Consider the following 11,762-nt stretch of genomic DNA (forward strand, 5'->3'; position numbering starts at 1 on the left):
CGGCCCGTGTGGTAGCTCTGTAGGCATGTCCGAGGCCATGCTCAGCAAGGTGCGCAAGCTGCTGGCCCAGGCCGAGGACCCGGCCTGCACGCCGGCCGAGTCCGCCGCGTTCACCGCCAAGGCCACCGAGTTGATCGCCCGCTACGGCGTCGACCGGGCGCTACTCGCCGCCCGGGACCCGACCACCGACCCGGTCGGCGACCGCGTGCTGGACGTCGTCGCCCCGTACGCCCGAGACAAGGTCGGCCTGCTCGCCGCGGTGGCCGAGCCCCTGCGTTGCCGCTGCGTACGCCGTCGGCAGGGCAACGGCTTCGCCCTGCACCTCTTCGGTTTCGCGAGCGACCTGGAACGGGTCGACCTGCTCTTCACCTCACTGCTCGTGCAGGCGGCGCACGGCCTGGCCGCCACCGAGGTGCCCGTGGACGACCACCCCGCCGCCTTCCGCCGCTCCTGGCTGGCCGGCTTCGCTGAGGTGGTCGGAGGTCGACTCTGGGCGGCCGAGTCGGCGGCGGCCAGCGAGTCGGGCGCACCGTCGATGGCGCTGGTGCTGGCCGACCGGTCCGACCGGGTGCAGCGCCGGCTCAGCGAGGAGTACCCACGGCTGCGTACCGCACCGCCGCGCCGGCTGGGCGGCACCGGCTTCGGCTCGGGGGCAGAGGCCGGCCAACGCGCGAACCTTGGTGGTCGGGACCTCGGCGGCGGCGCTGCCGGTCGGCGACTCGGCCGCTGACCCGGTGGGTCGTCAGGCCGTCGTGGTGGGGCGGTGGCGCGACACCGTGGCGACGTAGCGGGTGAGCAACTCGTGCCAGCCGGCCGTGAGCGCCTTGCGGTAACCCTCGGCGGCCTCGCCGTGCCGGTCGAAGTGCCGGTGCTCCAGATCGACGCGGGTGCGTTCCGGCCCCTCGGCATGGAACAGCACCTCGACCTCGCTCGCGCGGGCCGGGTCCGGCACCGGCGCCCGGTCGGGGCCGATCTGCCAGACGAAGACCAGCCGGCGAGGCGGATCCCAGGTGAGCACCCGACCCCAGTCGGCACGGAAGCCGTACGGGCCCAACTCGTAGAGCATGCCGCCGGCCCGAGGCTCCATGCCCAGCTCAGCCAGCGCGTCCGGGCCCGACCAGGTGTATTCGGTGACCCACCAGTCGGTCAGCTCGTCGGTGAAGACCGCGAACGCCTGCTCGACGGAGCCCGGGACGAGGAGGCTGCACCGGAGAGAGAACTGGCCGACGTCCTGCCTGATGTCGGCCGGATCAGTCAATTCCTGTCCCATAGGCCCGGACCATACCGGCTGATGCCTCGGTGTGCAGCTTCGCGCGGTGCCCGGTTCCAGACAGAGGGTCGTGGAGTCGTCACGGACGGGATGGCCCGCCGGAAAGCGGGTAACCGCGCCCAACGGCTCGGACGACCGGGCTGGTGTGCAGGTGGGGCGGGAGAGCATGAGCGACAGCGGGCAGCAGCGGGAGCCGGACCGGAACGTCGACAGCGGGAACCCGGACGTCCTGCTCGACATTCCGAAGGTCTCCGTCGACTCCATCCGGCTGGCGGTCGACGGTCTGGAGGCTGACCTGTCGTTGCGGGCCCGGGTGGCCAACCTGCTCCAGATCGACGCCGGCGTACGCGTGCATCTCAACGGCGGCGAGTTGAACATCGACGGGGTGAACGCAGAGGCGCAGCTGCGGGTGCGGTTGGAGCAGCTGACCAGAATTTTGGGACGCGCGCTCGACACGCTCGACCACAATCCACACATCATCGAGGCGCTCGCACGCACGGCCGGCACCGCTGTCGACGACGTGAACCGCAGCAACGCCCAGCAGTTGGCCGCGGGCGCAGCGGAGATCAAGGCATCGAGTCGACGCTCGGACGGCGCACGCGACGAGCCAGGCCGCCAGGTCGGCGCGGCCAGCCCGGTGGCCGACCGCGACCGGCTGGCTTCCGCTCGGCCGGATCCAGGTCTGCCGGGCCCAGGTCTGCCGGGCCCCGATCGGCCGGGTCTCGATCGGCCGGGCCCTGGTCGACCGGGTACTGGCCGGCCGGATGGGGGTCGGTCCGGGGCTGGTCCGGTCGGTTCGGGACCGGGTGCCGGGGGGCCCGGGCCGCGAACTGGGGGCCCAGGGCCGGCTGACCAGGCGCATCCGCAGGGCCAGCAGCCGAAGGGCCAGCGGCACGAGGGACCGCGTCACGCCGAGGAGAAGCGGCCCGAAGGCTCGGGTGACGGGAGGAGCCCGGGAGGGGCAGGCCGGGACCAGCAGCGCCCCGAGGGACCAGCGGGAGGGGCGGCCGGGGCGGCTGCGAACCAGCCCGGTCGGTCGGCTGGGCCCAGCCCGAGCCCGTCCGGGCATGGCGACGGTGGTCTGCCGGGCGCGGCGCAGGCCGCGGCTCAAAGCGCAGCCCAGAGCGCGGCGCAACTCGCCGAGCAGGCGGGGGAGACGCTGCGAGAGGCCGGACGCAGCGTGTGGGAGGCGATCCAGGGCAGCGTGGCGCAGCATCGCCCGCCGGGCCGCCGCGATCACTGACGCCGCGCCGTCGTGCGCCACTGACCGCCGCGCAGCCGCAGCCGCCGACACCCCGGCCGTCGTATTAGCGTGATCGACTCGGTTTCCTTGAAATCGCGGTGTCGCGAGCGCTGGGACACCCCGACATCAGGGAAGTCGAGTCGATCATGCGGTCCGTGGTGCTGCTGGTCGGCCCGAAGCGCCGGAAACAGCAAGATCCCCACCTGCGTTTCCGCTGGTGGGGACCTCTGTAGCCCGGCGAAAGGCTATGTGGCCAGGGGCGGGGTCGAACCGCCGACCTTCCGATTTTCAGTCGGACGCTCGTACCAACTGAGCTACCTGGCCGTGTCGCTCGGCTCATGTTACCCGGCAACCGGACGAACCGGCGGCAAGGCGACCTGCTCCGATACGCAGAACGCCGCGCGAGGCGCGGCGTCAGCGCTGCGGTCCTGACGGGACTTGAACCCGCGACCTCCGCCTTGACAGGGCGGCGAGCACTCCAACTGCTCCACAGGACCTAGCTTGTGTTGCTCCGGCTTGCGCCGGTCGTGCCCCCAACGGGATTCGAACCCGTGCTACCGCCTTGAAAGGGCGGCGTCCTGGGCCGCTAGACGATGAGGGCGGCCCCGCCATCATTGCACATTCGCAACTTCAAGCGGACTTGCTCCCATCCGGCCCCGCCGGAGGCTTGGAAAGCATACGTGATGCTCCGTCGCTCGACAAAATCGGTATGGGCAAGGGCTTGGAACGGGCTATAACCGCAGGTCAGAGCGGTTCTAACGGAGTCGGGTGATGCCGAAGCGCTGCTTCAGGTCGGCGATCAACTTCGGGCATGCGGCGAGTGTCGCGGCCCGATTACCGCCCCCGTCGTGCAGGAGAACGATCGCACCGGGCCGGGTGGCGGCGTGGACGCGCTTGCCGATCGTGGCCGCGGTCGGCTTGTCCCAGTCCTGCGGGTCGACCGACCAGTGCAGCGGGCGCATGCCGAGGTCCTTGGCCACCCCGAGCACCTCCGACGTCCACCGGCCGCCCGGCTGCCGGTAGAACGACACCTTCGCGCCGGGAGCGGCCTTCCGGATGGCCTTGTTGGTGCGGTCCAGGTCGGCCCGGATCTCGCCGACAGGTCGACGGGCAAGATCGAGGTCGTGACGCCAGCTGTGGTTGCAGAGCTGGTGTCCCTCCCGGACGATCCGACGGACCAACTCGGGGTGACGCTGCACCTCGCGACCGACGACGCAGAAGGTCGCCGTTACCTTGGCTGCCTTCAGCTGGTCGAGCACCTTGGGTGTCCAGGCCGGGCTGGGCCCGTCGTCGAACGTCAGGGCCACCGGGCGTACGCCGGTGTTGCGCCCCAGACCGGCGGGGAGCTTGGCCGGCAGCGGCCGCAGTGGCGGCTTGGCCGGCTTGGTGATGCTGGGGTGCGGTGTCGGGGTGGGCGGCGTGGTCGATTCCACCGGCCGTGGGGCACCGGCGGGTGCGATGGTGCGCTTCGGCTGGGCACAGCCGGTGAGGACCAGCGCCACGGCGAGGACGGACGCCAGGATGGCGCGGGCTTGCATCTGCTCGCTCCCGGAGGGTCGGGGTAGGCGGACCCGCCCGACGGTAGTTCACGCCGCGATCCGGCGACAGTGCGATCAATCACGCCTCGACTGGTCCAGGGAGTCGCGAACGGCGGCGGAGAGCGAGACCGCCTCGGCCAGGTCGACCGGCCGCACCACCCCGGCGGGCAGCGTGTCGGCTCGCCAGCCGGGGCCGGCGGCGAGCACCAGCAACGGGCGTCGGGGGGCGGCGAGCAGCGCGCCGAGTTGGGTCGGGTCGGCGGTGGCCCGGGTGTGCGACCAGAGCACCACGGCGGCCGGTCCGGTCCGGTTGACCGCCTCGACGAGAGCGGCCACCGGCACTCGGGCGCCGAGCATCCGGTAGCTGACACCGGCCTCCGCGAGAGCTGCCGCCAACGCCTCCAGCGGCAGGGTGTGCTGTTCCTCGTCGGCGCAGGAGAGCAGGATCCGGGCCGGCCCGGTGGGGATGTTGGCCCGACTGGCCGCCGCGAGCGCCTCCGAGACGCAGCGGGACATCAGGTGTTCCACCTCGATCAGGCCGGCGGTGGCGGCGTGGCGTTCGCCGATGCCGGCGAGCACCGGACGCAGCAGGCCCTCCCAGGTGGCGACGACCCCGCCGGCGGCCAGGGCGTGCGCGATCGTCTCGCTGATTGCCGCCGCGTCCAGTCGCATGGCGGCCCGGGCCAGCCCGCGGGCCGCCGGGCCGGCGCGGCCGACCGGGATGGAGCCGCCGCCGTCACGGCCGGTCGGGTGGATCCGGGCGGGGGCGACGGTGCCGTTGGGCGTCGGGTCCGGTGCCTGGCGGGCCCAGCGGGCCGCCTCGGCGGGGCTCACCCCCTCGGCGGTGAGTCGTCGCATGATCTCGAGGCGGGCCAGGTCGGTGGGTGTGTACCGGCGGTGGTGACCGGGGATGTGTTCGCTGGGCCCGAGCCCGTAGCGCTGGTGCCAGGTGCGGAGGGTGGTCACCGCGACCCCCAACCGACGTGCGACAGCGCCCGCGCTCAGCGCCTCATCGACCACCCGACCGCTCCGCCGTGTCATCCGCCGACGATCCGGGCGGCGTCATGGCCGGGCCGGTTGCGCCCGACCGGGATTCCGAGGGGCGTAACAGCCGGTTCACCACCCCGCCCAGCCAGGGCGCGTACGACCGGGGGTCGACCTTCAACTCGGCCTCCAGTGCGGTGGCGTCGGCCCACCGCAGCTCGGCCACCTCGTCCGGGTCGGGCAGTAGCGGAGCGCTGGGCAGGAACTCGCCTCGCAGTACGTGGTCGTACTCGAACTCGACACGACCGGTCGCCGGGTCCTCCGCGTAGTAGACGTAGATGCCGACCTCGGTCAGTTCGACCGGGCCCGCGCCCAACTCCTCGCCCAATCGTCGGTTGGCCGCCTCGGCGAGCGACTCACCAGGCTGGGGGTGGCCGCAGCAGGAGTTGGCCCAGCGCAGCGGGAACCGGGTCTTGACGGCGGCTCGGCGCTGGAGCAGCACCTGGCCGTCCGGGTTCACCAGCAACACCGAGAAGGCCCGGTGCAGCTGCCCCGGTGGTTGGTGCGCGGCCGCCACCGTCGTCTCGCCGTGGGCCGTGCCGGTCTCGTCGACGAGTTCGACGAGGTGCTTCTCACGGCTGGTCATCGACCCTCTCCGGTGATCCGGCCGGCGGCGAGCTTGCCGGAGATGAGCACCATCGGCACGCCGACGCCGGGTTGGGTCCCGGAGCCGACGAAGACCACGTTCGACAGGTCGCGGTGCAGGTTGGACGGGCGGAACGGCCCGGTCTGGAAGAGCGTGTGCGCGGCGGCGAACGGGGTGCCGGCGGCCATCCCCTGCTCCTCCCACTCGGCGGGGGTGATCGCCCGGAGCACCTCGACCCCGGCGCCGAAGCCGACGTAGCCGCGCTCCTCCAGGGTGCCGATCAGCTGGTCGGTGTAGCGCTGGGTCAGGTCGCCGCGCCACTCGAACGGCGCCCGGTGCAGGTTGGGCACCGGGGCGAGCACGTAGTAGGTGTGTCGGTCCGGCGGGGCCACCGCGGGGTCGGTCCGGCTCGGGTTGGTCACCAGGAGCGACGGATCCGTCATCAGCTCACCCCGTCGGATGACCTCATCGAAGGTGCCCTTCCACGCGCGTCCGAAATGGATGTTGTGATGGGCGATCTTCGCATAGGCCTGTCGGGAGCCGACGTGCAGAACGACGCAGGACGGCGAGTAGGTGAGCCGGCGCTGCGGCGCGGCGGGGAGCAGGTCCCGGTAGGCGACCGGCAGGTCGGGGTTGAGCACCACCACGTCCGCCGGCACCAGGTCGCCGTCGGCGGTGAGCACGCCGGTGGCGCGCCCGTTCACGGTCTCCACCCGGGTCACAGTGGTGTCGTACCGGATCTGCACGCCGTGCTTCTCGGCCGCGCCGGCCATCGCCCTGGAAACCGCGTGGATGCCACCGCGCGGGAAGTAGACCCCGGCGACCGAGTCGAGGTACGCGATGACCGCGTAGATGGCCAGCGCGTCGTGCGGCGCGAGGCCGGCGTACATCGCCTGGAAGGAGAAGATCCGCTGGGTACGCGGGTCCCGGAAGAACTGGTTGATCTTCGTCTGGAGGCGTCGGAAGGCCCCGCCGCTGAGCAGCTTGAGCAGGTTGCCGGTGATCAGGTCGGTCGGCGCGTCCAGGTTGCGCTCGATGAAGTCGGTGCGCTCGAGCCGCCACAACTCCCGCGCGTACTCGACGAACCGCAGGTAGCCGTCGGCCTCCCGGGGCCCGCAGACCCGGGAGATCTCGGCCGCCATCCGGGTGGTGTCGGTGAGCACGTCGAGGGTCGAGCCGTCCGGGTAGTACGCCCGGTAGGCGGGGTCGAGCGGGGTCAGGTCCAGCCAGTCGTGCAGCTCCTCGCCGACCGCGCCGAGCGCCTCGGCGATCAGGTCGGGCATGGTGAGCACTGTCGGGCCGGTGTCGAACTCGTAGCCGTCCACGCCGAGGCGTCCGGCCCGCCCGCCGGGCACCGGCTCGCGCTCCAGCACCGTCACCTGTCGACCGCTGCCGGCCAGGTGCAGCGCGCAGGCGAGCCCGCCCAGCCCGGCCCCGACGACCACCACCCGGTCCGTCCGTCCTGTCACAGTCCGCACGTGACCACCTCCTCGCTCAAGTCGCTCATCAGGCCCGCCGGTTGGCAGCGGCGGTGGCCAGCCCGGTCAACGCGGTCCGCGCCGTCTGGTCCACGGGTGCGGCGTCGAGCGCGGCCAGCGCGTCGCTGACCCGCTCGGCGATCATCTGCTCCACCCGGGTCACCGCGCCGGTCTCGGCGACCAGCGCGGCGAGTGTGTCGACCGATCCGTCGGCGGCTCGCTCCAACGCCGTGAGCTGGGCCGGCGTGGCCAGCTCACGGGCCAGCATGAGCAGCGTGGTCGGCTTGCCGGTGCGGAGGTCGTCCCCGGCCGGCTTGCCGGTGGCCGCCGGGTCGCCGTAGACGCCGAGCAGGTCGTCGCGGAGCTGGAACGCCTCGCCGACAGCCAGGCCATAGCGGGTGTACGCGGAGACCAGCGGGTCGTCGGCGGGCACCCCGGCCAGGCAGGCACCGAAGAGCAGTGGTCGCTGGACGGTGTAGCTGGCGGTCTTGTAGCGGGCCACCCGTAGTGCCCGGTCGACCGACCAGCTGCCCGGGTCGTTCTCGCCGAGCACGTCGAGATACTGCCCGGCGACCGTCTCGACCCGCATCTGGTCGTAGCAGCGGCGCACCTCGAAGAGTCGCGTCGACGGCACCGAGGCGTGGGCCAGCAACTGGTCGGCCCAGACCATGCAGAGGTCGCCGATGAGCACGGCGACGGCTTCACCGAACCGGCCGGGATCACCTCGGTGGCCGGCGGCGACATGCTGTTCGGCGAGCGCGACGTGCGCTGTGGGCCGGCCGCGGCGGGTGGTGGACGCGTCCATCACGTCGTCGTGCACCAGCGCGAAGGTGTGCAGCAGCTCCAGCGCGGCCAGCGCGGGCAGCACGGGTGGCAGCGCCGCGGTGCCACCGACGGCGCCGCGCCAACCCCAGTAGGCGAACGTGGAGCGGATCCGCTTGCCGCCGGTCAGTACGGCTTTCCGCGCAGTGGCGGCGAAGGCGCCCATCGACGCGTCGATGTCGTTGAGGGTTTCGACCTCGTCGGTGAGGAAAGTGGACAGGGTCTCGTCGACCGCCGTGACCAGATCGTGGGTGTACGCGGCCAGAACGGCGCGGACCGGATCGTCCCCGTCCCCCGGCCCTGTCGGCGCCACGCGGGTCACGTTGCCCGCAACTGCGTCGTTGGCCATGCGACTGAGCGTACCCTAGGCTACGAGTTGCGTCGATTGGTGCGTCGATAATGGAGGAGGGCCGGTGGAAACTGATCTCACCGCTGCCTATGACCGGTGCCGTGAGCTGCACAAACGCCACGGCCGCACCTACTATCTCGCCACCCGCCTGCTTCCCGCTTGGAAACGACGACATGTGCACGCCCTCTACGGGTTCACCCGGTACGCGGACGAGATCGTCGACCGCACCGAGGACCTGCCGCCGGCCGAGCGGGCCGCCCTGCTGGATAGCTGGGCCAGCCAGTTCGTGGCAGGTCTGCACGGTGCGCCGGTCGGCGACCCACTGTTGCCGGCAGTGCTGCACACGATCGCCGTCTTCGATCTCGACCGGGACGACTTTGCGTCGTTTCTGAAGAGCATGGCGATGGACCTGACCGTCACCGCGTACCCGACCTACGACCACCTGCTCGACTACATGGAGGGCTCGGCGGCGGTCATCGGCACGATGATGCTGCCGATCCTGGGCAGCTCCGACCCGGTGGCGGCCCGGGAGCCGGCCCGTCAGCTCGGCTTCGCCTTCCAGCTCACCAACTTCATCCGGGACGTCGCCGAGGACCTCGACCGGGGCCGCACCTACCTGCCGGACGAGGACATGGCGAAGTTCGGGGTCACCCGCGAGGAGTTGGCCGAGGCCCGCGCCCGGGGCCGCGTCACCCCCCGGATCCGCGAGCTGATCGAGTACGAGGTGACCCGCGCCCAGGCGCACTACGCCGCCGCCGCACCGGGGATCACCATGCTGGCGCCCGCCTCGCAGGCCTGCATGCGCACCGCGTACGCGCTCTATGGCGGAATCCTCGACGAGGTGGCCGCGCAGGACTATGACGTCTTCGTCCGGCGGGCCCTGGTGCCGCAGCGGCGACGGATGGCGGTGGCGGCACGGGCCCTGCTCAGCTCGACCGGTACGCCGGTCGTCATCCCCGGGCCGACGATCCACCCGGAGAGCCGGTGACAGCGAGCACGGCGATCGTGCTGTTCACCCGCGACCTGCGAGTGCACGACCACCCGGCGCTGGCGACCACCTGTGCGGCCTTCGACCAGGTGGTGCCGTTGTACGTGCTCGACCCGGCGCTGGCCGACCTCTCCGCCAACCGCACCCGCTTCCTGCACCAGGCCCTCGCCGACCTGCGCGACCAACTCCGCGAGCGTGGCGGCGACCTGGTGGTCCGGCACGGCGACCCGGTGGCCGAGACGATCCGGCTGGCCGACGAGGTCGGGGCCACCGCCGTCGCGCTCTCGGCCGATGTCAGCCACTACGCCGGCCGCCGGGAGCGGCGACTACGCGCCGAGTGCGAGCGGCACCGGCTGCACCTGCGACTGTTTCCCGGGCTGACGGTGGTCGAGCCGGGCGCGTTGCGGCCCGGTGGCGGCGGTGACCACTACCGCGTGTTCAGCCCGTACCACAGGGCCTGGGCGGCCAACCGGTGGCGCGAGGAGTTGGCCGCGCCGCGCCGGATCGCGCTGCCCGACCGGCTACGCGTGGGCCGGCTGCCGGCGCTGCCAGCCGGCGACTCGCCCGAGGCGGCCAGCGGCGGCGAGCGGATCGCCCGGCAGCGGCTCACCGACTGGCTGCCCGACCTGCCCCGGTACGGCGATCAGCACGACGACATGGCCGGCGACGACACCTCCCGACTCAGCCCGTACCTGCGCTTCGGCTGCGTGTCGCCGCTGGCGGTGGCGAACCGCGCCGGGGACCGGTCCGGCCCGTTCGTCCGGCAGCTCTGCTGGCGGGACTTCTACTACCAGGTCACCGCCGCCTTCCCGGAGATCTCGACAGCGGCGTACCGGCGGGGTGCCACCGAGCAGTGGCGCTACGACGACGACGCGTTGGCGGCCTGGGACGAGGGACGCACCGGGATGCCGATCGTCGACGCCGGGATGCGGCAGCTGCGGGCCCAGGGCTGGATGCACAACCGGGCCCGGCTGATCACCGCCGGCTACCTGACCAAGCACCTCGGGCAGGACTGGCGGTCCGGTGTGGCGGTGTTCTTCCGCTGGCTGCTCGACGGGGACGTGGCGAACAACTCCGGCAACTGGCAGTGGGTCGCCGGCACCGGCAACGACACGAAGCCCTACCGGGGGTTCAACCCGGTCCGGCAGGCCGAACGGTACGACCCGGACGGCGACTACGTGCGCCGGTGGGTGCCGGAGCTGGCCGGGATGCAGGGCAAGGCCATCCACCAACCGTGGAAGCTGCCCGAGGCCCTTCGCCAGACGCTCGACTACCCCCCGCCCCTCTCCGTACCCGGCACCGACCCTGTCTGGCTGCGCTGATCACAGCACCGAGTGCAACGCCTCGACCAGCTCGTCCACCCGGTCGTGCTCGGCGAGGTGCGCCGTGGCGTACGCGAAGGTGTAGCCGCGCTCGGGGTCGGCCCACGCGCTGCTGCCGCCGATGCCACCCATGCCCCAACTGCCGTCCGGCTCCCACTGCATTCCCAGCGTCCAGTGGGCGTCGCGGTCCAGCACCAGGTCCGGCCCGTCGTACTGGACCCGTGTCGCCTCCGCCACCAGGTCCGGGCTGAACAGCCGAACCCCGTCCAGGACACCACCAGCCAGCAGGCCGGCGTAGAGCCGGGCCAGGCTGGGCGCTGTGGCGTGCAGGTTGACGGCGGGCATCTCGGCGCCCCGCCAGAGCGGGCTGTTCAGCACGGTCAGGTCCAGCCCGCCGGCCGGGTTGCCCATGGCACGCGCCCGCAGCGAGCCCGCCTCACCGAGCGCCCGGGTCGGCCACCCCGGGTCGCCGTACCGCAGGTCCGCGCAGCGCAGCTGGTCCGCCTCGCTCAGCCCGAAGCCGAGGTCGAGCTGCCACCGGTCGGCGATCTCTTCAGCGAGGAACCTGCCCACCGGCCGTCCGTCGACGCGGCGGACCAACTCGCCCACCAGATGCCCGTACGTCCAGGCGTGTTCCCCGGCGACCGAGCCCGGCGACCATGCGGGGTCGGCGGCGGCCAGGTCGCCGGTGAGCAGCGCCCAGTCGGCGACCGCCGCGGCCGGTCGGGGCACCGGGAAGGCCGGCAACCCGGCGGTGTGCGACAACACCTGACGCACAGTGGCGGGTGTGCGGAACTCTGGCCAGTACCGGTCCACAGGTGCGTCGAGATCGACAGTTCCCCGGTCGACGAGCAGCAACAGGCAGAGTGCGGCCACCGGCTTGCCGACCGAGTAGACGTTCACCAGGGTGTCCGGCAGCCACGGCTCGCCGCCCGGCCCGTGGCCGCCGCGGGAGCCGCCGACCAGGTCCACGACCGGTTGCCCGTCGTACCAGATGGTCAGGGCCGCGCCGGTTTCCCGGCCGGAGGCGAACAGGTCGTGGAAGCAGTCCCGGACCGGAGCGAAGCGTGCGTGCATCCGGCCACGGTAGGCGTCCGGGGCCGGTGCGCGTGCCGACTTTTC

The 11,762-nt window shown here is 72.4% G+C and carries 11 protein-coding genes and 3 tRNA genes; 4 read left to right on the top strand and 10 right to left on the bottom strand.

The features are described 5' to 3' along the window. Positions 1–25: 25 nt before the first annotated feature. The gene (locus ACLJOK_RS16980; protein WP_410819790.1) at positions 26–730 is read left to right on the top strand and encodes a DUF2786 domain-containing protein; all 705 of its coding nucleotides are present in this window, start codon (positions 26–28) and stop codon (positions 728–730) included. 12 nt (positions 731–742) lie between these two features. Here ACLJOK_RS16980 and ACLJOK_RS16985 read toward each other — a convergent pair whose 3' ends face one another. Continuing rightward, positions 743–1,270 (bottom strand): SRPBCC family protein, encoded by a 528-nt coding sequence (locus ACLJOK_RS16985; RefSeq protein WP_410819791.1) that lies wholly within the window; start codon positions 1,268–1,270, stop codon positions 743–745. Positions 1,271–1,436: 166 nt separating this feature from the next. On the opposite strand from ACLJOK_RS16985, the gene ACLJOK_RS16990 reads away from it, so the two are divergent. Further along, positions 1,437–2,513 carry a hypothetical protein gene (locus ACLJOK_RS16990; RefSeq protein WP_410819792.1) on the top strand — a complete coding sequence of 359 codons (1,077 nt, stop codon included), beginning with the start codon at positions 1,437–1,439 and terminating at the stop codon, positions 2,511–2,513. 250 nt (positions 2,514–2,763) lie between these two features. On the opposite strand, the gene ACLJOK_RS16995 is transcribed toward ACLJOK_RS16990, so the two are convergent. The 8 genes from ACLJOK_RS16995 to ACLJOK_RS17030 form a co-directional block, all read right to left on the bottom strand. Further along, a tRNA-Phe gene (locus ACLJOK_RS16995) sits at positions 2,764–2,837 on the bottom strand. Positions 2,838–2,936: 99 nt separating this feature from the next. Next, positions 2,937–3,010, bottom strand: a tRNA-Asp gene (locus tag ACLJOK_RS17000). A 31-nt stretch (positions 3,011–3,041) separates the two neighbouring features. After that, positions 3,042–3,114 (bottom strand) — tRNA-Glu (locus ACLJOK_RS17005). 154 nt (positions 3,115–3,268) lie between these two features. Further along, positions 3,269–4,051: a polysaccharide deacetylase family protein gene (locus tag ACLJOK_RS17010; protein ID WP_410819793.1), complete on the bottom strand. Its 783-nt coding sequence runs from the start codon at positions 4,049–4,051 to the stop codon at positions 3,269–3,271. A gap of 75 nt (positions 4,052–4,126) precedes the next feature. Beyond that, entirely contained in the window at positions 4,127–5,071 is a 945-nt protein-coding gene (locus tag ACLJOK_RS17015; RefSeq protein WP_410821518.1) for a MerR family transcriptional regulator, read from the bottom strand. Beyond that, complete coding sequence (idi, locus tag ACLJOK_RS17020) at positions 5,061–5,681, bottom strand: isopentenyl-diphosphate Delta-isomerase (protein WP_410819794.1); 621 nt, start codon at positions 5,679–5,681, stop codon at positions 5,061–5,063. The genes ACLJOK_RS17015 and idi overlap by 11 nt, the downstream gene beginning before the upstream one ends. Continuing rightward, complete coding sequence (gene crtI / locus ACLJOK_RS17025; protein WP_357203073.1) at positions 5,678–7,159, bottom strand: phytoene desaturase family protein; 1,482 nt, start codon at positions 7,157–7,159, stop codon at positions 5,678–5,680. The genes idi and crtI overlap by 4 nt, the downstream gene beginning before the upstream one ends. 28 nt (positions 7,160–7,187) lie before the next feature. Beyond that, positions 7,188–8,330, bottom strand: a complete 1,143-nt coding sequence (locus tag ACLJOK_RS17030) for a polyprenyl synthetase family protein (protein WP_410819795.1) — start codon at positions 8,328–8,330, stop codon at positions 7,188–7,190. Positions 8,331–8,394: 64 nt separating this feature from the next. Here ACLJOK_RS17030 and ACLJOK_RS17035 point away from each other — a divergent pair, with 64 nt between their 5' ends. Both ACLJOK_RS17035 and ACLJOK_RS17040 read left to right on the top strand, forming a co-directional pair. Continuing rightward, the gene (locus ACLJOK_RS17035) at positions 8,395–9,318 is read left to right on the top strand and encodes a phytoene/squalene synthase family protein (protein ID WP_410819796.1); all 924 of its coding nucleotides are present in this window, start codon (positions 8,395–8,397) and stop codon (positions 9,316–9,318) included. Continuing rightward, positions 9,315–10,640 carry a cryptochrome/photolyase family protein gene (locus ACLJOK_RS17040; RefSeq protein WP_410819797.1) on the top strand — a complete coding sequence of 442 codons (1,326 nt, stop codon included), beginning with the start codon at positions 9,315–9,317 and terminating at the stop codon, positions 10,638–10,640. The genes ACLJOK_RS17035 and ACLJOK_RS17040 overlap by 4 nt, the downstream gene beginning before the upstream one ends. Here the strand turns inward: ACLJOK_RS17040 and ACLJOK_RS17045 are convergent, their stop codons facing one another. Beyond that, positions 10,641–11,717, bottom strand: a complete 1,077-nt coding sequence (locus ACLJOK_RS17045; RefSeq protein ID WP_410819798.1) for a serine hydrolase domain-containing protein — start codon at positions 11,715–11,717, stop codon at positions 10,641–10,643. Between the last annotated feature and the right edge of the window lie 45 nt (positions 11,718–11,762).

Origin of the sequence: Micromonospora sp. 050-3, assembly GCF_046549335.1 — a bacterium.
GTDB lineage: Bacteria > Actinomycetota > Actinomycetes > Mycobacteriales > Micromonosporaceae > Micromonospora > Micromonospora trifolii.